This is a genomic window from Salinarimonas ramus (assembly GCF_014645695.1).
Taxonomy (GTDB): domain Bacteria; phylum Pseudomonadota; class Alphaproteobacteria; order Rhizobiales; family Beijerinckiaceae; genus Salinarimonas; species Salinarimonas ramus.
The window spans coordinates 29,921-53,124 of sequence record NZ_BMMF01000015.1; the positions used below are offsets into that span (position 1 = coordinate 29,921).

At 70.3% G+C, this 23,204-nt stretch carries 22 protein-coding genes; 20 read left to right on the top strand and 2 right to left on the bottom strand.

Annotated features, from left to right (window positions below; genetic code table 11):
* The first annotated feature begins 22 nt into the window (after positions 1–22).
* The 18 genes from gcvPA to IEX89_RS21210 all read left to right on the top strand — a co-directional run bounded on the left by gcvPA (position 23) and on the right by IEX89_RS21210 (position 18,975).
* Positions 23–1,432, top strand: a complete 1,410-nt coding sequence (gene gcvPA / locus IEX89_RS21125; protein ID WP_210317688.1) for an aminomethyl-transferring glycine dehydrogenase subunit GcvPA — start codon at positions 23–25, stop codon at positions 1,430–1,432.
* A complete protein-coding gene (gcvPB, locus tag IEX89_RS21130; protein ID WP_188915263.1) occupies positions 1,429–2,997 on the top strand; it encodes an aminomethyl-transferring glycine dehydrogenase subunit GcvPB in 1,569 nt (522 codons plus the stop codon). Before gcvPA ends, gcvPB begins: the two co-directional genes overlap by 4 nt.
* 39 nt (positions 2,998–3,036) lie before the next feature.
* Positions 3,037–3,660, top strand: coding sequence for a glutathione S-transferase family protein (locus tag IEX89_RS21135; protein ID WP_188915264.1), 624 nt, complete (start codon positions 3,037–3,039; stop codon positions 3,658–3,660).
* Positions 3,660–4,586 carry a polysaccharide deacetylase family protein gene (locus IEX89_RS21140; RefSeq protein ID WP_188915265.1) on the top strand — a complete coding sequence of 309 codons (927 nt, stop codon included), beginning with the start codon at positions 3,660–3,662 and terminating at the stop codon, positions 4,584–4,586. The genes IEX89_RS21135 and IEX89_RS21140 overlap by 1 nt, the downstream gene beginning before the upstream one ends.
* Positions 4,583–5,545 carry a 3-hydroxyacyl-CoA dehydrogenase gene (locus IEX89_RS21145; protein ID WP_188915266.1) on the top strand — a complete coding sequence of 321 codons (963 nt, stop codon included), beginning with the start codon at positions 4,583–4,585 and terminating at the stop codon, positions 5,543–5,545. The genes IEX89_RS21140 and IEX89_RS21145 overlap by 4 nt, the downstream gene beginning before the upstream one ends.
* Positions 5,542–6,705: an NAD(P)/FAD-dependent oxidoreductase gene (locus tag IEX89_RS21150; RefSeq protein ID WP_188915267.1), complete on the top strand. Its 1,164-nt coding sequence runs from the start codon at positions 5,542–5,544 to the stop codon at positions 6,703–6,705. The genes IEX89_RS21145 and IEX89_RS21150 overlap by 4 nt, the downstream gene beginning before the upstream one ends.
* Before the next feature lie 283 nt (positions 6,706–6,988).
* A complete protein-coding gene (locus IEX89_RS21155; RefSeq protein WP_188915268.1) occupies positions 6,989–8,344 on the top strand; it encodes an ABC transporter substrate-binding protein in 1,356 nt (451 codons plus the stop codon).
* A 107-nt stretch (positions 8,345–8,451) separates the two neighbouring features.
* Positions 8,452–9,393 (top strand): carbohydrate ABC transporter permease, encoded by a 942-nt coding sequence (locus IEX89_RS21160; protein WP_188915269.1) that lies wholly within the window; start codon positions 8,452–8,454, stop codon positions 9,391–9,393.
* Positions 9,390–10,220: a carbohydrate ABC transporter permease gene (locus IEX89_RS21165; protein ID WP_188915270.1), complete on the top strand. Its 831-nt coding sequence runs from the start codon at positions 9,390–9,392 to the stop codon at positions 10,218–10,220. Before IEX89_RS21160 ends, IEX89_RS21165 begins: the two co-directional genes overlap by 4 nt.
* A gap of 43 nt (positions 10,221–10,263) precedes the next feature.
* Positions 10,264–11,364 (top strand): ABC transporter ATP-binding protein, encoded by a 1,101-nt coding sequence (locus tag IEX89_RS21170; RefSeq protein WP_188915271.1) that lies wholly within the window; start codon positions 10,264–10,266, stop codon positions 11,362–11,364.
* A gap of 18 nt (positions 11,365–11,382) precedes the next feature.
* Positions 11,383–12,789 (top strand): aminotransferase, encoded by a 1,407-nt coding sequence (locus IEX89_RS21175; RefSeq protein WP_188915272.1) that lies wholly within the window; start codon positions 11,383–11,385, stop codon positions 12,787–12,789.
* Between the two features lie 41 nt (positions 12,790–12,830).
* Complete coding sequence (locus IEX89_RS21180) at positions 12,831–13,733, top strand: dihydrodipicolinate synthase family protein (RefSeq protein WP_188915273.1); 903 nt, start codon at positions 12,831–12,833, stop codon at positions 13,731–13,733.
* A 22-nt stretch (positions 13,734–13,755) separates the two neighbouring features.
* Positions 13,756–14,538, top strand: a complete 783-nt coding sequence (locus IEX89_RS21185; RefSeq protein WP_188915274.1) for an SDR family oxidoreductase — start codon at positions 13,756–13,758, stop codon at positions 14,536–14,538.
* On the top strand, positions 14,538–15,272 hold the full coding sequence (locus IEX89_RS21190) for an SDR family oxidoreductase (RefSeq protein ID WP_188915275.1): 735 nt from the start codon (positions 14,538–14,540) through the stop codon (positions 15,270–15,272). Before IEX89_RS21185 ends, IEX89_RS21190 begins: the two co-directional genes overlap by 1 nt.
* Before the next feature lie 15 nt (positions 15,273–15,287).
* Positions 15,288–16,133 carry a sugar phosphate isomerase/epimerase family protein gene (locus IEX89_RS21195; protein ID WP_188915276.1) on the top strand — a complete coding sequence of 282 codons (846 nt, stop codon included), beginning with the start codon at positions 15,288–15,290 and terminating at the stop codon, positions 16,131–16,133.
* A 28-nt stretch (positions 16,134–16,161) separates the two neighbouring features.
* The gene (locus tag IEX89_RS21200) at positions 16,162–16,689 is read left to right on the top strand and encodes a TRAP transporter small permease (protein ID WP_188915277.1); all 528 of its coding nucleotides are present in this window, start codon (positions 16,162–16,164) and stop codon (positions 16,687–16,689) included.
* A gap of 5 nt (positions 16,690–16,694) precedes the next feature.
* On the top strand, positions 16,695–17,966 hold the full coding sequence (locus tag IEX89_RS21205; RefSeq protein ID WP_188915278.1) for a TRAP transporter large permease: 1,272 nt from the start codon (positions 16,695–16,697) through the stop codon (positions 17,964–17,966).
* 28 nt (positions 17,967–17,994) lie between these two features.
* Positions 17,995–18,975, top strand: coding sequence for a TRAP transporter substrate-binding protein (locus tag IEX89_RS21210; protein WP_188915279.1), 981 nt, complete (start codon positions 17,995–17,997; stop codon positions 18,973–18,975).
* Positions 18,976–18,982: 7 nt separating this feature from the next.
* Here the strand turns inward: IEX89_RS21210 and IEX89_RS21215 are convergent, their stop codons facing one another.
* Complete coding sequence (locus tag IEX89_RS21215) at positions 18,983–20,119, bottom strand: NAD(P)/FAD-dependent oxidoreductase (RefSeq protein ID WP_188915280.1); 1,137 nt, start codon at positions 20,117–20,119, stop codon at positions 18,983–18,985.
* A gap of 200 nt (positions 20,120–20,319) precedes the next feature.
* Between IEX89_RS21215 and IEX89_RS21220 the strand changes: the two genes are divergently transcribed.
* Positions 20,320–21,267, top strand: a complete 948-nt coding sequence (locus tag IEX89_RS21220; protein WP_188915281.1) for a dihydrodipicolinate synthase family protein — start codon at positions 20,320–20,322, stop codon at positions 21,265–21,267.
* Positions 21,267–22,412, top strand: coding sequence for an NADH:flavin oxidoreductase/NADH oxidase (locus IEX89_RS21225; protein WP_188915282.1), 1,146 nt, complete (start codon positions 21,267–21,269; stop codon positions 22,410–22,412). The genes IEX89_RS21220 and IEX89_RS21225 overlap by 1 nt, the downstream gene beginning before the upstream one ends.
* Here IEX89_RS21225 and IEX89_RS21230 read toward each other — a convergent pair.
* Entirely contained in the window at positions 22,400–23,167 is a 768-nt protein-coding gene (locus IEX89_RS21230) for an SDR family NAD(P)-dependent oxidoreductase (RefSeq protein ID WP_188915283.1), read from the bottom strand. The genes IEX89_RS21225 and IEX89_RS21230 overlap by 13 nt on opposite strands.
* Between the last annotated feature and the right edge of the window lie 37 nt (positions 23,168–23,204).

The window sequence follows — 23,204 nt, forward strand, 5'->3', positions numbered from 1 at the left end:
CGCCGCGCGAAGGAGGAGACCGGTGAGACAGGACCAGACCCGCGCCCATCCCTGGATGCCGAACTCGGTTCCCGCGGCCAAGGACGCGATGCTCGCGGCGATCGGCGCCAATTCCATCGAGCAGCTCTTCGCGCAGATTCCGGAGGACCACCGCTTCCGCGGCACCTTCGACCTGCCGCCGGCGCTGCCCTCCGAGGTCGAGCTGAAGAAGCATCTCCTGAAGACGCTCGGCAAGAACAGGAGCTGCGAGGAGAACCTGAGCTTCCTGGGTGCCGGCATCTACCAGCACCACGTCCCGGCCATCGTCGACGAGGTCGCCGGGCGCAGCGAGTTCCTCACCTCCGTGTGGGGCACGCCGATGTCCGACCACGGCCGCAACCAGGCCTGGTTCGAGTTCTGCTCGCAGCTCGGCGAGCTCGTCGGCATGGAATTCGTGGGCCTGCCCGTCTATTCCTGGGGCTGCGCCGCCGGCAACGCCGCGCGCATGGCCGCGCGCATCACCGGGCGCCGCAGGCTCCTCGTCCCCGCCTCGATGGATCCCGAGCGCCTCGCCGTCGTGCGGCAATATTGCGAGCCGGTCCAGATGGCGAGCCACATCGCCGTGGAGACGGTCGCCTTCGACCCGAGGACCGGGCTCCTCGACCTCGACGACCTCGCGGCGAAGCTCGCGGACGACGTGGCCGGCGTCTATTTCGAGACGCCGGGCTTCCTCGGCACGATCGAGAGCCGGGGCGCCGAGATCGCGGCGGCGGCGAAGAGGCACGGCGCCGTCACCATCGTCGGCGTCGACCCGATCTCGCTCGGCATCCTCGCCCCGCCCTCCGATTACGGCGCGGACATCGTGGTGGGCACGATCCAGACGCTGGGCGCCCACATGAATTGCGGCGGGGGTGCGGGCGGCTTCATCGCCTCGCGCGACGAGGAGGCCTACGCCCGCGAATACCCGACGCTCAACGTCTCGATCACCGGCACGTCGGTGCCCGGCGAGGTCGGCTTCGGCCTGTGCCTCGCGCATCAATCGTCCTACGGCATGCGCGAGGAGGGCAAGGACTGGACGGGCAATTCCGTCTACCTCACCGCCATCGCGAGCGCCGTCTACATGTCGCTCATGGGCCCGGAGGGCTTCCGCGAGATCGGCGAATTGATCATCCAGCGCGCGCACTACGCGGCGAAGCGCGTGGCCGAGGTGCCGGGCGTCGAGGTCGTCTTTTCGAACGGCTTCTTCAAGGAATTCGTCGTGCGCTTCGACGGCACGGGCAAGAGCGTCGCGCAGGTGAACGAGGCCCTCATGGCGAAGGGCATCTTCGGCGGCAAGGACATCTCCGCCGACTTCCCCGCGCTCGGCCAGGCCGCGCTCTACTGCATCACCGAGATCCACGGACAGGCCGAGATCGACCGGCTTGTCGACGCCCTGAAGGAGGCTGTGCGATGAGCACCCCCCGCGAGGTCACCCAAGCTCGCTGGAACGAGCCCGTCGTCATGGAGATGGGCGTTCCCGGCCGCCGCGGCGCGGTCTTCCCCGCCGCCGAGGCGGAGGTCGCGGCCGCCGTCGGCGAGGCGTCTTCGCTCGTGCCGGCCGCCATGCGCCGGCGGGCGAAGCCGGCGCTCCCCGAGATGAGCGAGCCGGACGTGCTGCGCCATTACCTGCATCTCTCGCAGGAGGTGCTGGGCATGATGAACATCAGCCTCTTCGGCACCTGCACGATGAAGTACAATTCCCGCCTCTCCGAGCAGATCTCGCTCCGGCCCCAGATGGCGGACATGCATCCCTACCAGGACCCGCGCACGCTCCAGGGCATCCTCGAGATCGTGCACGAGTTCGACCTGATCCTGCGCCAGCTCTCCGGCATGGACCAGTTCGTCTTCCAGGCCGCGGGCGGTGCGCACGCGGCCTACACGCAGACCGCCGTGACGCGCGGCTATTTCGCTGCCAAGGGCGAGCTCGAGCAGCGCAACCAGATCATCACCACGATCCAGGCGCATCCCTGCAACCCGGCGACCGCCGCGACCTCCGGGTTCGAGGTGATCACGCTGATGCTAGAGGAGAACGGCTACCCGTCGATCGAGGCGCTGAAGGCCGCGCTGTCGAACCGCACGGCGGCGCTCATGCTCAACAACCCCGACGACATGGGCATCTACAATCCGCAGATAAAGGAATGGGTGCGCCTCGCCAAGGAGGCCGGCGCGCTCGCCTTCTACGACCACGCCAACTTCAACGGCGTGATGTCGAAGATCCGCGCCCGCGATCTCGGCTTCGACGCCTGCATGTTCATGCTGCACAAGACCTTCGGCGGACCGAAAGGCGGCGGCGGGCCGGCGACGGGGGCATACGGCTGCTCGGCGGAGCTCGCGCCCTTCCTGCCCAAGCCCGTCGTCGTCAAGGACGAGGCGAGCGGCCTCTACGACCTCGACTACGACCGCGAGATGAGCGTCGGCAAGGTGCGCGAGTTCTTCGGCAACCTGCACATCGTCATGCGCGCCTATGCCTGGGCCCGCGCCATGGGGGCGGAGGGCATCGCGGAGGCCTCCGACATCTCGGTTCTCGCCAACAACTACATGGAGAAGCGGCTTCTCGCCGTCGACGGCGTGACCAAGTCCCACCCGCATCTCGACGAGTATCGCCTCGAGATGACGCGCTACTCGCTCGAGAAGCTCAAGGAGGAGACCGGCATCGGCGTCGCCGAGCTCTCCGCGCGCATGGTGGATTTCGGCGTCGACGCGCCCTGGCTCGCCCACGAGCCCTGGCTCGTCCCCGAGCCCTTCACGCCGGAAGCCGGCGAGATGTGGTCGAAGGAGGACATCGACACCTGGTGCGACGTGATCGCCCAGATCGCCAAGGAGGCGCGGGAGAACACCGATCACGTCAAGGCGGCGCCGCACAACGCGGCGATCCACGCCATCGACGGCTCCGCCCTCGACGACCCGGCGCGCTGGGCGACGACCTGGCGGGCCTACCTCAAGAAGCACGGCGCGCAGGCCCGCCGGGCCGCCGGCTGAGCCGCGCGCGAGGCCGACCACACGAGAGCGGGACCGCCCATGACCTTCACCATCCACGGCATCGCACGCACCCGCACGTCCCGCGTCCTGTGGATGGCGCAGGAGCTGGGCGTTCCCTACACCCACGTGAAGACCGCGCCGGGCGAGGGGGGCACGCGCTCCCCCGCCTTCCGGGCGCTGAGCCCGATGGGGCGCGTGCCCGTCCTGGAGATGGACGGGCTCGTGCTCTCCGAATCGCTCGCCATCAACCTCCACCTCGCCAAGGCGTTCGAGACGCCGCTCGGCCCGCGGACGAAGGAGGAGGACGGGCTGATGACGATGTGGACGCTCTTCGCGGCCACCGAGCTCGAGCCCAACGCCCACGAGGTCCTGGTCCACACCCTCAACCGTCCCGAGGCGGAGCGCGATCCGGCGGCGCGGGACGCCGCCCTCGCGGCGCTCGCGCGCCCGCTCGCCGCGCTCGAGACGGCGCTCGTCGCAGGCGGCGGGCATCTCGTGGGCGGGCGGTTCACGGTGGCGGACCTGAACGTCGCCTCGATCCTGTTCTATCTGCGTGCGGCGCCGGGCGCGCTCGCCGCGACGCCCGCCGTCGCGGCACTGTGGGACGAAGCGCAGGCGCGGCCCGCCTATGCGGCCATGATGCGCCTGCGCGAGGAAGGCTGATGGGCGAGCCCACGCCTGCCTCGCCGCTGCCCTCCTGGCGCTGGCCGGAGGCGGATTGGCGTGCCCTCGTCGGGCGCGTGCGCGCCGGGCGACGCCTGCGGCCGCCCTCCTGGAACGGCAAGCGCTGCGCCGTCGCGCTCTCCTTCGATTGCGACCACGAGACCTTCGAGATGGGTGCCGGCGGGCGCGCCATGGGGCGGATCGCCTGGGGCGAGTTCGGGCGACGCGTCGGCGTGCCGCGCATCCTCGATCTGCTGAGCCGCCACGACGTGCCCGCCACCTTCTTCGTGCCGGCGGTGTGCGCGCTCATCGATCCCGACGAGCCCCGCCGCATCGCGGCGCAGGGCCACGAGATCGGCATCCACGGCTGGATCCACGAGAACAACTCGCTCCTCGCCTACGAGGACGAGCGCGCCCTGATGGAACGCGCCCGCGACGTCCTGCGCGAGGCGAGCGGCACGGAGCCCCTCGGCCTGCGCTCCGCCAACTGGGACCTCAGCCCCAACACGATCCGCATCGTGCGCGAGATGGGCCTCCTCTACGATTCCTCCATGATGGCCGACGAGGAGCCCTACGAGCTCCTGCTCGACGGCGCGGCGACGGGGCTCGTGGAGATCCCCGTCGAATGGCTGCGGGACGACGCGGTCTATCTCCTCTTCAACCGCAACCCGCCGACGCGCCCCTACACGCCGCCCGCCGACGTGCTCGACATCTTTCGCCGCGAGCTCGACGCCGCCTGGGAGGAAGGCGGCGTCTTCCAGCTCGTGATGCACCCCTTCGTCATCGGCTATCGCTCGCGGATCTTCATCCTCGAGGAGCTGATCCGCCACGCCAAGGAGAAGGGCGACGTGTGGTTCTGCACGCATGCCGAGCTCGCCCGCCACGCCCGCGACCACGCGCTCGATCCCGCTCGGGACATCCGATGACCACACGCAGCTTCGCCGTGATCGGCGCCGGCTCCATCGGCGTCGCCTTCGCCCTCGTCTTCGCGCGCGCCGGGCATGAAGTGCGCGTGGTCGATCCCGATCCCGCGCGCCGCGCCGCGATCGACGGCGAGATCGTTCTGCGCCTCGACGACCTTTCCGCCCACGGGCTGTTCGACGGCGACGCGGCCGCCGTCCGCGCGCGCATCGCGGCGACGGCCGACCTCGCCGCAGGCGTCGCGGACGCCGCCCTCGTCATGGAATGCGCGCCCGAGGACGAGGGCGTGAAGCGCGCGCTCTTCGCCGAGATCGCCGCCGCCGCGCCCGCCGACGCGATCCTGGCGAGCGCATCCTCCGCCATCGGCGCCTCGCGCTTCGCCGCCGACCTGCCGGAGGCGGCGCGCGCGCGCTGCCTCGTCGCCCATCCCGGCAATCCGCCGACGCTCATCCCCGTCATCGAGCTCGTGCCGGCACCCTTCACGGCGCCCGAGACGATGGACGACGCCGAGCGGCTCCTCGAAGGCTGCGGCATGCGCCCGGTGCGGCTCGGCCGCGAGGTCGAGGGCTTCGTCTACAACCGGCTCCAGGGCGCCATGCTGCGCGAGGCCTATTGCCTCGTTCGCGACGGGATCATTTCCGCGAACGACCTCGACACGCTGGTGCGCGACGGGCTCGGCCTGCGCTGGTCCGTCGTCGGCCCCTTCGCCACCGCCGACCTCAACGTCCGCGGCGGCATCTCGGCGCACGCGAAACGCATGGGCGCCGCCTATGCGCGGATGGGCGCCGAGCGCGGGCAGGACGACCCGTGGACGGACGATCTCGTCGCGCGCGTCGACGCCGAGCGCCGCGCGCTCCTGCCGCTCGAGCGCTGGGAGGAGGGCGTGCGCGCCCGCGACGTGGGACTCATGCGTGCGCTCGCCGCGCGCCGCGGCGCGCCGGGCACGGGCGAGGAGCCGCAATGACGAGCCTCCCGGCACGGATCGACATCGCCATCATCGGCGGCGGCGTCGTCGGGCTCTCACTGGCGCGCATCCTGGCACGAGCCGGCGAGGACGTCCTTCTCCTCGACGAGGGGCGCCACGCCGGCACCACCGCCAATGCGGGAAGCCTCCACGTCCAGATGCAGAGCCGCTTCATCCGGCTCTATCCCGAGCAGGTCCCGGCGCTGGAGCGCGCCCTGCCGCTCTACGTCGCCGCAGCCCGCCTCTGGGCGGAGCTGGAAGCGGAGCTCGGCGCCGATTTCGAGCTGAAGCGCTCCGGCGGCCTGATGATCGCGGAAAACCGCGCGCAATACGACTTCCTCGCCCGCAAGTGCGACCGCGAGCGCGCGCTGGGCCTCGACGTCGAGATGGTGGGCCGCGCCGATCTCCTGCGGCTCGCGCCCTATCTCGACCCGGACGCCGTCTACGGCGCGGAATTGTGCGCCGACGAGGGCAAGCTGAACCCGCTCCTCGCCAACGCGGCGCTGACCCGCGCGGCACGCGACGCCGGCGCCAGGATCGTGGGCGAGACGCGCGTCGAGCACCTCGCGCAGGACGGGCGCGGCTTTCGCGTCGAAACCTCCCGCGGGCCGGTGCGCGCCGCGCGCGTCGTCCTCGCCGCCGGGGCGGGGACAGGAGCGCTGGCGGCGCAGCTCGGCGTGCCGATCCCCACCGCGGCCGAGCCGCTGCACATGAACGTCACGGAGCCGATCGCCCCCGTCGTGCGCCATCTCGTGCAGCATGCCGAGCGGATGATCACGTTGAAGCAGCTCGCGAGCGGGCACGTCGTCGTGGGCGGCGGCTGGCCGGCGCGGCTCGCGGGCGAGGGCACGCCCCTCGTCGAGCGGGCGAGCATCCTCGGCAATCTCGCGCTCGCCGCACGCCTCGCCCCGGGCATCGCGCAGGCGCGGGTGATCCGCACCTGGGCCGGCGTGAACACGACCTGCGACGGCGCCTCGATCATCGGTGCGGCGGGCCCGAGCGGCCTCTTCGTCGCCGTGCCGGGGGATGCCGGCTACACGCTCGGCCCCCTGGTGGCGCGCCTCGCGGCGCAGGCGATCCGCGGCGAGCGCCCCGATTTCGACCTCGCGCCCTACGATCCCGGTCGCTTCGCCCGCCGCGAGGTGGCGATCCCCGCTTGAAGTCATGCGAACGCGATCGACCGCGCTTTCGCGCACAACCGATCGCCGGAACGACAGCGGGCGGGCGTTGCAATCGGCGAACGCTGCCCGTCAAGAACCTCCATTTACCGGCGTGCCGCGGCGGAAATCGACCCGCATCGGAACCCTTCTTGGCGATTTCGCTCGGTTCGGCCCAACTTCGCCCTTGCGCAGTTCCCGGACTTTTGTTCACTATGCGCACGAATGTACGAGAAACGGGAGCGACCGTCGTCGCAACCCGTCGCCCTCTGGATCGGAGCGCACCATGACGAACAAGATCTCGAACACCCTCTCGTCCGGCCTCGGCGGCGTCTCCCGGCGCACGGTGCTGACGGGTATCGGCGCCGCCGGCTTCGCCGCCGCCATGCCCGGCATCCGCCGGGCGCACGCCCAGGAGACGACGCTGCGCTGGTGGTCGCCGCAGACCGCGCCGGCCCAGCGCGAGGCCTACGACTACCAGATCCGGACCTTCGAGGAGGCGAACCCGGGCGTGAAGGTGCTGTTCGAGAGCACGTCCGACGAGGGCTATCCCGCGCAGATGGCGGCCGCCTTCGCCTCGGGCCAGGCGCCCAACGTCGTCACGCACCTGCCCTCCTTCGCCGTGTCGAACTATTGGCAGAACGGCCTGCTCGAGCCCTTCGACGACGTCATCGCCATGATCGGCCCGGAGAAGTATTACGAGGGCGCGAACAAGATCTACGAGATCACCCCCGGCCAGCACGCCGGCACCGGCATCGGCAACTCGGCCGCCAACATGCTGTGGGTGCGCACCGACCTGATGGAGAAGGCCGGCATCGACGCCGTGCCGCGCACCTGGGACCAGCTGCGCGACGCCGCCTCGAAGATGCAGGGCGGCGGCATCTACGGCGCGCCGCTCCCCTACGCCCGCAACTCGATGACGAGCCTCGTCTTCGTCTGCTTCGTCCACGGCGCGGGCGGGATGATCTTCTCCCCCGACCTCGAGGTCGCGGTCGATTCCGCCGAGTTCCGCAACGCGCTCGAGTTCTACAAGTCGATGCGCGAATTCTGCCCGCCGGGCGCCACCGCCTATTCCTGGGGCGAGAGCCTCACGGCCTTCGTCTCCGGCGCCACCGCGACGGGCCTCTATACCGGCCGCGTGCTCGCCAACGTCAACGCCCAGAACCCCGGGATCGCGGAGTTCGTCTCGGCGCACGAATATCCGACCGTGTCGGAGGACGTGCCGCACTGGACCTTCAACGACTTCCCCTCGGTGATGATCCCCAAGGACGCACCGAACATGGAGCTGACGAAGAAGCTCGCCGCGCACCTCTTCGAGCCGGACGGCTACATCCGCCAGCTCCACGCCGCGCCGGGCCACGTCCTGCCGGTTCTGAAGACGATCTCGTCCATGGAGGCCTACCAGGACAACGAGATCATCCGGAAATATTCCGACGACGTCGACCGCATGGCCGCGGCCGCGGCGGCGGGCCACAATCTCGGCTGGGAATCGACCGCCCACCAGCCCAACACCAAGGCCGGGCAGATCATCGCCTCCCACGTCCTCGCCGAGGCGGTGCAGCGCTACGTCATGAACGGGGACGCGATGGACGCCGTCGTCTCCGACACGGCCATGCGCCTCGAGGAACTGATGAAGGGCTGACCGGGGGCTCCTCTCCCTCTCCCGTTCGAACCCTTCGTCACGCGCGACGCCGGGCCGGCCGCACCCTCCCCGTGCCCGGCGTCGCCGCTCCTTTTCGCGGACGCCTCATGACCGCCACGACCATCACCGGATCGGCCGCCGCCGGCGCGCCCCGCGGCTCGGCCCTCGACCGCCGCTACGCGATGCTGGGCCTCGTCCTCATCGCGCCGTCGGTCATGATCTTCTGCATGGTGATCGTCTATCCGCTGGTCTCGGCGATCTACCTGAGCCTGTTCTCGATCTACACGCCGACGCTGCAGGGCGACTTCGTCGGGCTCGACAATTACGCGACCCTGATGGCGTCGGGCGAGTTCTGGCGCTCCCTCCTCAACACGGTGATCTGGACCGTGTGCACGCTCACGCTCCAGATCGTCTTCGGCATCGCGGTGGCGCTCGTGCTGCACCAGAACATGGCCTTCCGGGCGCTGGCGCGCAGCCTGATCCTGTTTCCCTACTTCGTCTCCACCGTGGTCGCGGTGCTGGTCTGGCGGTGGCTGTTCAACGACCTCTACGGCATCCTCAACCACATGATGATGTGGGCCGGTCTCGTCGACATGCCGCTCGACTATCTCGGCTCGATGCCCAACGCGATGATCAGCGTCGTTATCGTCGGTGCGTGGAAATACTTCCCCTTCGTCGTCATCGCGGTGCTGGCGCGCCTGCAGACGATCCCCGAACCCCTCTACGAGGCCGCCAAGATCGACGGCGCCGGCCCGATCGCGCGGTTCTTCGACGTGACGCTGCCGCAGCTGCGCGACGTGCTCGTCGTGATCATCCTGCTGCGCGCGATCTGGGACTTCAAGGAATTCGACCTGATCTTCCTGCTCACCGGCGGCGGGCCGCTGATCTCGACGCAGACGCTGCCGCTCATGGTCTACAAGGACGCGTTCGGGCTCAACGACATGGGCCGCGCCTCCGCGGTCGCGGTGACGATGATGCTCGTCATGCTCGTCTTCATGATCGCCTACCTGCGCCTGACCGGGCGCGAGGAGAAGGAGGCCGCGCAATGACGCGCATCCTGCGTCGCCTCGCCTGGAACGCCTTCGCCTGGGCCATCGTCCTCGTCGTCGCGTTCCCGCTCGTGTGGATGGTGATCACCTCGGTGAAGCCCCAGTTCGAGCTCTTCCGCATCCCGCCGACCTTCTGGCCCGGCGAGGTGACGTTCGAGCATTACTGGACGCTGCTCGAGCGCACGCCGTTCCTCACCTACATGCGCAACTCGCTCGTCGTCGCCACGGTGACGACGGTGCTCGTCGTCGCGGTGGCGACGCTCGCCGCGCATTCGCTGGTGCGCTTCCGCTATCCGGGGCGCGAGCGGCTCGCGCAGCTCGTCCTGTTCACCTACCTCCTGCCCTCCGTCGTGCTGATCCTGCCGCTCTACCTGATGCTGGTGTGGATCGGCGTGGCGAACACGCTCTTCAGCCTGGTCATCGCCTACACGACCTTCTCGCTGCCCTACGCCATCTGGCTCCTGCGCTCGTTCATGCAGGGCATCCCGCACGACCTCGAATCCGCCGCCCTCGTCGACGGCGCGACGCGGATGGGCGCCTTCGTCGACGTGATCCTGCCGCAGGCGCTGCCGGGCATCATCTCGACCTCGCTGTTCACGTTCATCCTGGCGTGGAACGAGTATCTCTTCGCCCTCGTCCTCGTGAACACGGACACGGCGCGGCCGCTGACGACGGGCGTGATGAACATGCTCGTGTCGTCGTTCAACATCGAATGGTCGCTGCTCATGGCCGCCTCGGTCATGATGAGCATCCCCCTCATCGTCATCTTCGCCTTCCTCCAGCGCTACCTCACCCGCGGCTTCGGCGCGGGCGGGGTGAAGGGCTGAGGCGGCGCGACGCTCGAGAACAAGAAGAGGAAGGGTCGGCTTCATGGCGCAGGTGCGCTTCGACAAGGTCCGCAAGGCGTTCGGCGCCGCCGTGGCGGTGGAGGGGCTCGACCTCGTGATCGAGGACGGCGCCTTCGTCAGCCTGCTCGGCCCGTCCGGCTGCGGCAAGACGACGACCCTGCGCATGCTCGCGGGCCTCGAATTCCCCACGAGCGGGACGATCGCCATCGGCGATCGCATCGTCAACGACGTGGCGCCGGGCAAGCGCGACATCGCCATGGTGTTCCAGTCCTACGCGCTCTACCCGCACATGAGCGTGGGGGAGAACATCGCCTATCCCTTGAAGAAGCACGGCGTCGCCAAGGCCGAGCGCGAGGAGAAGGTCGCCCAGGTCGCGCGCACGCTGCAGCTCGAGCATCTCCTCGCCCGCAAGCCCCGCCAGCTCTCGGGTGGCCAGCAGCAGCGCGTGGCGCTGGGGCGCGCGCTGGTGCGCGATCCGCAGGTCTTCCTCCTCGACGAGCCGCTGTCCAACCTCGACGCCAAGCTGCGCGCGCACATGCGCGCCGAGCTGATCGAGCTGCATCGCCGGGTGGGGCGCACCTTCGTCTACGTGACGCACGACCAGCTCGAAGCCATGACCATGTCCGACAAGATCGCGGTCATGCGCGACGGCGTGCTCCAGCAATACGCGCCGCCCAAGGAGGTCTACGACCGGCCCGCGAACATGTTCGTGGCGGGCTTCATCGGCACGCCGCCGATGAACTTCCTCTCCGGAGAGATGACGGGCGAGCCCGGGCGCGCCGCCTTCCGCTGCGCGGGGACGGACCTGCCGGTCTCCCTCGCCGGGGGCGCCTCGCCCGAGCGCAAGGTCGCACTCGGCGTGCGCCCGGAGGACGTGAGCCTCGGATCCGGGCCCTTCACGGGCACGGTGCGCCTCGTCGAGCCGACGGGGCACGAGACGATCGTCGTCGTCGAGAGCCCGGCCGGCTCCCTCGTCACCCGCGCCGGCGCGGACGTCGCGCTCGCCATCGGCGAACGCGTGCCCTTCGACCTCGAGGCCGAGCGCCTGCACCTCTTCTGCGCCGCCAGCGAGGCGCGCCTGCTCGCGAGCTTCACGCGGTCCGGCGCCCCGGCGCAAGCCTGATCACCAACGGAGCCCACGATGGCACGCCCCCTCAACATCGACGCCGCCGCCCTGGATCGGGCCTACGTCCTCCATCCCTTCACGAATCTCGAGGACCACGCCCGCACCGGCGGGCCGATGATGGTGAAGGGATCGGGCATCACGCTCACCGACGCGAGCGGCAAGACCTATCTCGACGCCATGGCGGGGCTGTGGTGCGTCAACGTCGGCTACGGTCGCGCGGAGATCGCCGACGCCATCCGCGAGCAGGCGGTGACGCTGCCCTACTACCACGGCTTCTCGTCCATGAGCACGGACACGCCGGCGATCCTCGCCGAGCGCATCGTGAAGGCCGCGCCGGAGGGCATGGCGCGGGTGTTCTTCGGCTCCTCGGGATCGGACGCCAACGACACCCAGGTCAAGCTCGTCTGGTACTACAACGCCGCGCGCGGGAAGCCGGGCAAGCGCAAGATCATCGCGAGGAACCGCGGCTATCACGGCGTGACGCTGGCGGCGGCGAGCCTCACCGGGCTCGAGGGCCTGCACAAGGGCTTCGGCATTCCGCTGGACTTCGCGCGCCACGTGCGCGCGCCCCATCGCCTCTGGGAGGCCGAGCCCGGCATGAGCGAGGCGGACTTCGTCGCGCGCCTGGCGGGCGAGCTCGAGGACCTGATCCTCGCCGAGGGCGCCGAGACCGTGGGCGCCTTCATCGCCGAGCCGATCCAGGGCGCGGGCGGCGTCATCGTTCCGCCTAAGGGCTACTTCCCGGCGATCCAGGAGGTGCTGCGCCGTCACGACGTGCTGCTCATCGTCGACGAGGTGATCTGCGGCTTCGGCCGGCTCGGCACCATGTTCGGCTCGGAGGTCTACGGCATCGAGCCCGACCTCATGACCATCGCCAAGGGCGTCACCTCGGCCTACGTGCCGCTGTCGGGCTGCGTCGTCTCGCAGAGGGTCTACGACGTGATCGCCGGGGCCGGGCGCACGCACGGGCCCTTCGGCCACGGCTACACCTACACCGCCCACCCGATCGCCGCCGCGGCGGCGCTCGCCAATCTCGACATCATCGAGAACGAGAACCTGATCGGCGCCGCCGCCGAGCGGGGTGCGCAGATGCGCGCGGCGCTCGCCGACGCCTTCGGCGATCATCCGCTGGTGGGCGAGGTGCGCGGCGAGGGCCTCGTCGCCGCCGTCGAGCTGGTGGCGAAGCGCGAGCCCGCGACGCGCTTCGACCCGTCGCTGAAGGTGGCGCCGCGCGTGATCAAGGCGGCGCTGAAGCGCGGACTGATCTCGCGTGCGCTGCCCTCCTCCGACACGCTCGCCTTCTCCCCGCCCTTCGTCGTCACCTCGGCCGAGATCGCGGAGATCGTAGGCCGCGCCCGCGAAGCGCTCGACGAGGTGACGAACGAGCTCTCCACCGAAGGCGCGCTGGCGCGCGCCTCCTGACGCCCCGACCCGAACAGACCTCTCCAGCGACGAGACCCCCGATGAACAGGGACAGCGTGACGTGGTCCGGCCCGATGCCGGCTCTGACCACACCCTTCGACGATACCGGCGCCATCGACACCGGCGCGCTGCGCGCCAACGTCGACCACCTCCTCGCCGCCGGCGCCACGGGCGTCGTCGCCTGCGGCTGCACCGGCGAGTTCTGGGCGCTCTCGCACGCCGAGCGCAAGGCGCTCTACGCCGACGCCGTGAAGGCGGTGGCCGGGCGCGGCACCTGCATCGTCGGCACCGGCGCCGTGACCGCGCACGAGACGATCGACCTCGCCCGCGCCGCGAAGGCGGCGGGCGCCGACGGCGTGCTCGTGCTGCCGCCCTATTTCGTCAAGCTCTCGGACGACGAGATCTACGCGCATTTCGCCGAGGTCTCGGCGGCGGTCGACCTGCCGATCATGGTCTACAACATTCCCGGCAACGCCGTGAACGCGGTCTCGCCCGCGCTCGCCGCGCGCCTCGCCAAGCTCGAGACGGTGGTCGCCATCAAGGAGAGCTCGGGCGACTGGAACACCTTCTACGCCACGATGCTCGCCGTGAAGGACGAGATCCGCGTCTTCTGCGGGCCGTCCTCGGTCTACGGCGTGCCGGCGGTGATGCTCGGCGCGGACGGGACGATCGACTGCTTCCCCAACGTCTGGGACGGCTGCCTCGACCTCTTCCACGCCGCTCTCGAGCGCCGCTCCGAGACGGCGGAGGCGCTCCAGGCGACGGGCCGGCGCCTCACCGACCTGTTCGTGTCGGAGGGCCGCACGCTCTACCCGGCCACCAAGGCCGCCATGGACATGCTCGGGCGCCCCGGCGGCGGGCGCCCACGCCAGCCGCTGCGCGCGCTCGAAGGCGCGCCGCTCGACGGTCTGCGCCGGGGTCTCGTCGACCTCGGCCTCCTGTGATCACGAGAGAAGGAAGAAAACGATGGATCTGGGGATCGCGGGAAGGCGCGCCATCGTGTGCGCGGCGAGCCAGGGGCTGGGACGGGCCTGCGCGGAATCGCTCGCCCGCGAGGGGGTGCATCTCGTCCTGAACGCGCGGCGCGAGGAGCCGCTGGCCAAGGCCGCCGCGGAGATCCGCGCCGCCTACGGCGTCGAGGTCGACATCGTGGCGGGCGACCTCAACGAGGCGAGCGACCGCGACCGGCTGCTCGCCGCCTGCCCGGCGCCCGACATCCTGGTCTGCAATCCGGGCATCCGCCAGGTGCCGGGCGACTTCCGCACCTGGACGCGGGAGGATTGGCTGTGGTGGTGGGACGGGCACTTCCACTCGATGATCGACCTGATCACCCGCACGACGCCGGGCATGGCCGAGCGGAAGTTCGGCCGCGTCGTCTCGATCACGGTGAGCTTCATCAAGTTCCCGCAGGTGGGCTTCGCGCACAGCCACGCGGCGCGGCTCGCGCTCTCGGGCGCCATCGCCTCGATGGTGCGCGAGCTGATCCCGCACAACGTCGTCATCAACTCGGTGGCGCCGGGCCTCTTCGACACCGACGCGCTGCATACGAACCTCCACGGCCACGCCGCACGCGGCAACACGACCTACGAGGCCATCGTCGAGGACCGCAAGAAGACCTGCCCTGCGGGCCGCTTCGCCGATCCCGCGGAATGCGGCGACCTCGTCGCGTTCCTGTGCGGGTCGAAGGCCGGGTTCATCACGGGCCAGAACATCGTCAACGACGGCGGCGTCTATCAGGGGCTGTTCTGATGACGGGCGCGCCGCTCCTGACGCCGGCGGGCCGCGTCGTCGCGATCTCCGGCGCCTCCCGCGGGCTGGGCCGCGCCATCGCCGAGCGCCTCCACGCGGAGGGCTACGCGCTCTCGCTGGGCGTGCGCGAGCCCGACGGGCTCGTGGCGAAGCTCGGCTTCGACGAGGGGCGCACGAGCGCGCATCGCTACGACGCCACCGATCGCGCGAGCGCGGGGAGCTGGATCGCCCAGACCCTCGCCCGCCACGGGCGCCTCGACGGCCTCGTCAACAATGCCGGCATCTTCCGCGCGGGCTCCGTCGAGACCAGCGAGGAGGACGACCTCGACGCCATGTGGGAGGTCAACGTCAAGGGCCCCTGGCGCGTCACCCGCGCGGCGCTTCCGGCGCTCAGGGCGAGCGAGGCGGGGCGCATCGTCAACATCGCGTCCACCGACGGCAAGCGCGTGCGCGACCACACGGCCTCGCTCGGCTACGTCATGTCGAAGCACGCGCTCGTGGCCCTCTCGCACGCGACGAAGCACGCTTGCTGGGAGGCGGGCGTTCGCGTGACGGCGCTGTGCCCCGGCGCCATCGAGACGGAGCTGATCGCCTCCGTGCCGGGCGCGACGCCCGCCGGCAATCGCCTCGATCCCGACACCGTGGCCGAGACGGTCGCGCTCCTCATGCGCCTGCCCGCCGCCGCCACGATCTCCGAGCTCGTCCTCAACACGCGTCTCGAATCCACCCTCTAGACCGGGAGCATCGTCATGTCCGACCTGCGCGTCGCCGCCTCGACCTTCCCCTTCCTCTATTCGCATTCCGGGCTCGACGCCTTGAAGCACCTCGCCTCGCAGGGCTACTCGTCCTTCGAGCTGATGATCTTCCCGCCCCATTGCTGGCCCGCGACGATGACGCTCGCGGAGCGGCGCGCCATGCGCGACTGGCTCTCCGACAACGGGCACCGGGTGACGAGCTTCTGCTACCCGCTCCTCGACAACAACCCGAACTCCGTCTGCCCGATCATGCGGCGCTACACGCTCGACCGCTACAAGGAGGCGATCGCCTTCTCGGCCGAGCTCGGCTGCCCCTACGTCGTCGCGATCCCGGGCCCGGTGAACTCGCTCATCAATCCGCCCACGCCCTGGATGCGCGAGTGGTTCGTGGAGGGCATGAAGGAGCTCGTGGCCTTCGCGAAGGGATCGGGCGTCGAGCTGATCCTCGAGAACGTGCCCTTCACCTTCCTGCCGACCGCCGAGGACATGCTCGACGTCGCGAACGAGATCGACCCGTCGATCGGCATCAATTTCGACGTCTGCAACTCCGCCTACATCAAGGAGGACGTCCAAGGTGCGATCCGGATGCTGGGGAGCCGCATCAAGAACGTCCACATCTCGGACACGACGTTCGCCGACTTCAAGCACGATCGCCTGGGCACCGGCATCGTCGAGCCCGCGCCCGCCGCCGCCGCGCTGAAGGAGATCGGCTACGACGGCATGACGGTCCTCGAGATCATCACGGACGCGACGCAGCCCGGCGTCGACCCCGACGGCGACCTCGCCGCGAGCCACGCGATCCTTGCGACGAGCGGCTGGGAACAGCCGCCCCGGCGCTGAACCCCGTCGAGCCGAGGGAGGCGGGGCGATGAGGACGGTGCTCGCGGGCGTCGACAAGCTGAACGCGGTGCTGGCGCTCGTCGTCGGCGCCCTCCTCGCCGTTACGGCGGGGGCGGTGCTCTACCAGGTGATCGTGCGCTTCGTGCTCACGGCGGCGGGGATCAACGTCTCCGCCCCGTGGACGGAGGAGCTCGCCCGCTACACGCTGATCTGGATGGTCTTCCTCGGGGCCGGCGTCGGCTGCCGGCGTGCGCAGATGATCGCGCTCGAATTCCTGGTGCGCCGCATGCCGGCGCGGATCGGCGTGCCGATCCGCTACGGGACGATCGCGCTGTCGATCGCCTTCTTCGGGCTCCTGTTCTGGATCGGCCTGCCCTTCGTCGAGCTCGGCCGCACGGAGACGAGCCCGGTGATGAACCTCGAGAAGAGCGTCGTCTACTGGGCGCTGCCCGTCGGGGCGATGCTGATGATCCTCAATTCCATCGCGCTCGTCGTGGAATGCACGCTCGACAAGCGCGACATCCGCTTCGCGGCGGACGGGCCGGCGGCGGACTGAACCGAATGGGCGCGCTCCTCCTCCTCCTTCTCGTCCTCTTCACGGCCGGCGTTCCCATCGCGCTCGCGCTCGGCATCGCGCCGCTGCCGACGCTCATGGATCGCAACATCCCGCTGATCGCCATCCCGCAGGTGATCTTCGAGAGCCTCGATTCCTTCGCGCTGATGGCGCTGCCGCTCTACGTGCTCGCGGGACGGCTGATGCAGTTCGGCGGCATCGCCGAGCGCCTCGTCCACCTCGCGGTGGCGCTGGTGAGCTGGATGCCCGGCGGGCTGGGCGCCGCCGTGGTGCTCACCTCGATGATGTTCGCGACGATCTCGGGCTCGTCCGCCGCCACCGCCGCCGCCATCGGCTCGATGCTGATCCCCGAGATGGAGCGCCAGCGCTACCCGCGCCCGTTCTCGGCGGCGACGACGGCCTCCTCCGGCGAGCTCGGCGTGATCCTGCCGCCCTCCGTGCCCATGGTGCTCTACGGCGTCATCGCCGGGGTCTCGATCGGCGACCTCTTCATCGCCGGCTTCCTGCCCGGGCTGATGATCGGCCTCTCGCTCATCCTCGTCGTCTCGCTCACCGCCTGGGCGAAGGGCTACGGCAAGCGCGTGCCGTTCTCGCTGGGCGTGTGGGCGCCCGACGTCTGGCGGGCGCTGCGGCGTGCCGCGCTCTCGCTGATGATGCCCGTCATCATCCTGGGCGGCATTTTCGGGGGGGTGTTCACCGCGACCGAGGCCGCCGTCGTCGCCGTCGCCTACGCGCTGTTCCTCGGCGTCGTGGTCTACCGCAAGATCACCGTGCGCGACCTGCCGCGCATCTTCGCGGATGCGGCGGTGACGTCGGCGGTGGTGATGATCATCGTCGCCTTCGCGGCGATGTTCGCCTTCTCGCTCAACGTCATCCGCGCGCCGCAGACGATCGGGGCCGCGCTCGCGAGCGTGTCGGAGAACCCCCTCGTCTTCCTGCTCCTGGTGAACCTGTTCCTCCTCGTCGTGGGCATGTTCATGGAGACCTTCGCGGCGATCATCATCCTCGCCCCGATCCTCGCGCCGATCGCCCTCTCCTACGGCATCGACCCGGTGCATTTCGGGCTGATCATGATCGTCAACCTCGCCATCGGGATGGTGACGCCTCCCGTCGGCGTGAACCTGTTCATCGCCTGCGGCATCGCACGCATCAGCATGGAAGAGCTGATGCGGCCTCTGGCGGTGTTCCTGGCCATCCTGGTCCTGAACCTGATGGTCGTCACCTACGTCCCGGGCCTGTCGCTCGGGTTGTTGCGATAACACCGAGAAGAACCCTCCGGAGGACCAGATGAAGACTTCGACGACGTTCGCGGCCGGTCTGCTCGCGGCAACGCTCGCAGCCGCACCCGCCGCCGCCCAGGACTACGAGATGACGCTCGCCCACGTCCTCTCCGACCAGAGCGCCTACCAGGTGATCCTCACCCGCTTCGAGGAGCTGGTGGAGGAGCGCACGGACGGCCGCATCGCGGTGGAGGTGCAGTGCTGCGGCCAGGCCGGCAACGAGACCCGCGCCATCCAGGCCATCCGCACCGGCGTGCTCACCGGCGGCTTCGTGGGCGGTTCCTCGCTCGAGAACGTGGTGCCGGCCTACCGCGTGCTCTCGCTGCCCTACGTCTTCTCCGGCTCGGACGAGGCCTACGAGATCCTGGGCGGCGAGACCGGGCGCGAGATGCTCGATCTCCTCGGCGAGTACGGCATGTACGGGCTCGGCTGGGGCGCGATCTTCGAGCGCTCGGTGGGATCGCGCACGCCGGTGGCGAGCGTCGAGGACATGCAGGGCCTCAAGATCCGCGTCCTGCCGACGCCCGGCTTCGTGGAGGCCTACAAGGCGATGGGCACCCAGCCGACGCCCATGGCCTACGGCGAATTGTTCATGGCGCTGCAGAACGGCGTCGTCGACGCCCTCGAGATCTCGCCGGACGCCATCGTCGCCGACAAGTTCGTCGAAGTGGTGGACCATTACACGCTGACCAAGGCGCACCAGTCGACGACGGTCTTCGTCCTCTCCGACGCCTTCTGGAGCGGCCTGCCGGACGACCTCAAGACCATCGTCCAGGAGGCGGCGCTCGACGCCATCGCCCACGGCGTCGAGGCGCATCGCGAGCTCAACCGCGCCGGCCTCGAGCAGGTGCGCGCCATGGGCATCACGGTGACCGAGCCCGATCTCGCCCCCTTCGCCGAGGCGGCGCGCCCCTCCTGGGACGTGATCCTCGCCGATGCGCCCGAAGCGCAGGCCCTGCTCGAGACGATCCAGGCCGCGCGTCAGTGACTCGGCCTTACGCCGCCTTCGCGCCCGGCGCGAAGGCGGCGACGTCGATGGCGCTCTCGCGGCCGAGGATCATGTCGGCGACGAGCCGCGCGGCGACGGGCCCGGCGGTGAAGCCCATCCACGGGAAGATCGCCATGTAGAAGCCCGGCACGCCCGGCGGCTCGCCCAGGATCGGGCGCCAGTCCGCCGTGCCGTTGACCAGCGCCGGCCAGGTGCGCACCACCCGCGCATCCGCCACGCCCGGCACGACGCGCGTGGCGAGCGCGAGATTGGCGGCGAGCGATTCCGGCGAGGCCGAGAGCCGGCCCGTCGCATCGCGCCGCGCCGGCCAGCCGCCGCCGACGAGCAGCGCGCCCAGCGGCGTCTGCTTCAAGGTGAGCTTCTCGCCGGCGAAGTACAGCAGGTGCTTCACGAGGGGCGCCACCGGCTCGGTGACCGTCACCTGGATCGGGTGCGCCTCGAGCGGCAGCGCCACGCCCGCCATGGCGGCGAGCGCCGCCGCCTCCGCGCCGGCGGCGTTGACGATGCGGCGCGCCCGGATCGGCCCCGCATTCGTCTCCAGCGTGAAGCCGACGCGTTCCGCCGTGATCGCGCGCACCTCGACGAAGCGCCGGATGCGCGCGCCGAGCCGCTCGGCGGCGGCGGCGAAGGCCGGCGTCGCGGCGAGCGGGTTCGCCTTGCCCTCGATCGGGCAGAAGGCGCCGCCTTCCATCGCCGGCGAGACGTAGGGCGCGAGCCGCCGCAGATCCTCGCGCGAGAGGATCTCGACGGGCAGGCCGTGAGCCCGCTCGATCTCGGCCTTGCGCACCACGGCGCGCATCTGCGCCGGCGTCTCGGCGACGAGGAGCCCGCCGGGCGTGGCCACCCCGAGGTCCACGCCGAGCTCCGCCTCCATGGCGCGCCAGAGCGCGATCCCCTCCATCATGATCGGGATCGTGGGCGCGAAGCCCCGCGCCCAGTCCTCGCCGTTCTCGACGAAGGGCGCGTGCGGGATCTGCGCGTGGATCGAGCCGGCGTTGGAGCCCGACGCCTTGGTGTTGAGATCGCCGCGCTCGAGGAGGGTGACGCCGACGCCCTCCTCGGCCAGGAAATAGGCGCTGGCGGCGCCGGCGAGCCCGCCTCCGACCACCACGACATCGATCACGCGAGACCCTCCGAATTGGCGCAGCTGCTTTACACCATTCTGTGCGCCATGGTAACAAGTGTTCGCAGAACGAACCGGCTCCGATCCCCTCGGGCGTCTCGCTCATCGCGCACTTCGCCCCTGCCGGCAAGCGCCCCGACGAGAGCGGCACCCCGCCCCGATTTCCCCCAACGGCACGCCGGCGAAGCGAGGATGAGGACATGCCCAAGGCCTTCCGCGGCAGCTACACGGTCTCGATCACGCCCTTCACGCCGGACGGGAGCGCCGTCGACCTCGAGGCGCAGAAGCGCTTCCTCGATTGGCAGATCGCGGAGGGCGTGCCCGGCGTGATCGTGCTCGGCACCACGGGCGAGTTCCTCACGGTGTCCGACGAGGAGCGCCGGGCGCTGGTCGCCGCCACGATCGAGCACGTGGCCGGGCGCATGGACGTCCTCGTGGGCACCGCGAACGCGCACACGCCCAACGCCGTGCGCTATTCCCGCGAGGCCGAGGAGCTCGGCGCCGACGGGCTGATGATCATCCCGCCCTATTACTACACGCCCACCGAGGACGAGATCTTCGGCTACTACGAGGCGATCTGCGAGGCGGTGACGCTTCCGATCATGCTCTACAACAACCCCGTCACCTCCAACGTCGACATGTCGGCGAAGCTCGTCGGGCGCCTGACCCGCGCGTTCGAGCAGATCCGCTACATCAAGGAGGCGAGCATGGACGTGGCGCGCGTCTACGACATCGTCGAGGAGACGGACGGCGTCATGAACGTCTTCGCCGGCGAGCGCATCTTCGAGAGCTACAGCCTCGGTGCGGTCGGCTACGTGAACCCCTACGGCAACTACATCCCGCGCCCGTCGCACCGCATCTGGGACTTCCTCGTCGAGGGCCGGCTGGAGGACGCCAAGCGCATCCAGCGGCTGATCACCGAGTTCGATCACATCATCGCGGAGGGACACCCCACCTACGGCCATCAGTGCTATTCCAAGGCGCTCGCCGCCGCGCGGGGTTATCCCGTGGGCGACGTGCGCGCACCGCTCACCACATTCGCCCAGCTCGGCGCGGAGGGACGCGAGCGCCTGGAGCGCATCCTCGCCGTGATCGGGCGCCTCGATGCGCTGATGCTGGAGCTCGACGGACGGATGGCAGCCGAGTGATGACGACACCTCTCCTCTTCACGCCCCTCGACATGAGGGGCGTGCGCTTCAAGAACCGCATCGTCGTCTCGCCCATGTGCCAGTACCTGGCGGTGGAGGGGCGGATCCAGGACTGGCACCGCGGCCACCATGCGCGCTTCGCGCTCGGCGGCGTCGGCGCGGCGATCGTCGAGGCGACGGGCGTCACCCGCGAGGGCCGGATCACCTGGGGCTGCACGGGCCTCTACGACGATGCCCACGTGCCGGGCATGCGCGAGATCGTCGAGATCTACCACGCACAAGGTGCGCTCGCGGGCGTGCAGATCGGGCATGCCGGCCGCAAGGCCTCCACCGCGCGTCCCTGGGAGGGCGCGGGCCCGCTCGAGCCCGGCGGGCCGGAGCAGGCCTGGGAGACGATCGCGCCGAGCGCCATCCCCGCACGACCCGGCTGGCACACCCCCCGCGCCATGGAGGCCGCGGATTTCGAGCGCGTGCGCGAGGGCTTCCGCGCCGCGACGCACCGCGCGCTCGCCGCCGGCTTCGACTTCGTCGAGATCCACGGCGCGCACGGCTATCTCCTGCACACCTTCTTCTCGGCGCTCTCCAACCGGCGCACCGACGCCTATGGCGGCGACCTCGCCGGGCGCATGCGCTTCCTGCTCGAGGTGGCGGAGACCGTGCGGTCCGTCTGGCCCGAGGAGAAGCCCGTCTTCTACCGCGCCACCGCCACCGACGACGCGGAAGGCGGCATCACCCTCGACGACACGATCGCGCTCGCCCGCGAATTGAAGGCGCGCGGCGTCGACGTGATGGATTGCTCGTCCGGCGGCATCATCACCGGCGTCGCCAACGCGCAGCCCGCCGCGCCACCGAAGCCCGGCCATCAGGTCCATCTCGCCGCGGGCGTCCGCCGCGGCGCGGACATGACGACGATGGCGGTGGGCCTCATCGTCGATCCGCACCAGGCGGAGGAGATCCTGCAGGCGGGCGACGCGGACCTCATCGCCATCGCCCGCGAGCTGATGGCCGACCCGAACTGGCCGCTCCACGCCGCGAAGGCGCTTTGCGTCGAGGATCCATATGCGGTCCTCCCCGAACCCTACGCCTTCTACCTGCGCCGGCGTGGGGAGGTCTCCTATCGGCCCGCGCCCGCTCAGCGGACGTAGGTCGCGCCGTTGACGTCGAGCGTCGCGCCCGTGAGGTGGCGCGACGCGCCCGTCGCGAGGAAGGCGACGAGGTTCGCGATATCCTCCGGCGGCACCCATTCGCCCATGGCGAGCCCCGCCGTCACCGGCGCCTCGCCGCCCATGGAGGCGGCGAAATCCTCCGACATCTTGGTGCGCACGACGCCCGGCGCGACGACGTAGACGAGGATGTTCTCCTTGGCGCAGGCGCGCGCCAGCGTGTGCGAGGCCGCCTTGATCGCGGCCTTCGAGGCCGCGTAGGCGATGTGGTCGGCATTGGTGGAGCCGCGCTGCGCCGCCCAGCTCGAGATCGTCACCACGATGCCGCCGCCCGTCTCGCGGTAATGCGCGACCGCGTGCTTGAGGAGGCGCGCGGGCGCGAGCACGTTGACCGCGAGCGTGCGCGCCCAGGTCTCGTCCCACGCGTCCATGTCGGCGTCGATGCCCCCGCCGGTGAGCATCACCGCGGCGTTGTTGACGAGGACGTCGATGCGCCCGCGCCAGGCGAGCGCCTCGCGGAACAGCGCGTCGGCGCTCGCGGGGTCCGAGAAATCCGCCTGCAGGAGCAGCTTGCGCTGCGCGGGAATCGCCGCCGTCGCCGCATCGGCGCCCGCGCGATCGCCGCCGTAATGCGCGATCACGTGCGCGCCGGCCTCGCCCAGAGCCTTGGCGGTCGCGGCGCCGATGCCCTTGGCGGCGCCCGTGAGGAGGATCGTCTTGTTCGTCAGATCGAGCATGAAGGTCGTCTCGCGGAAAGGTCGTCGGTTCGGGAGA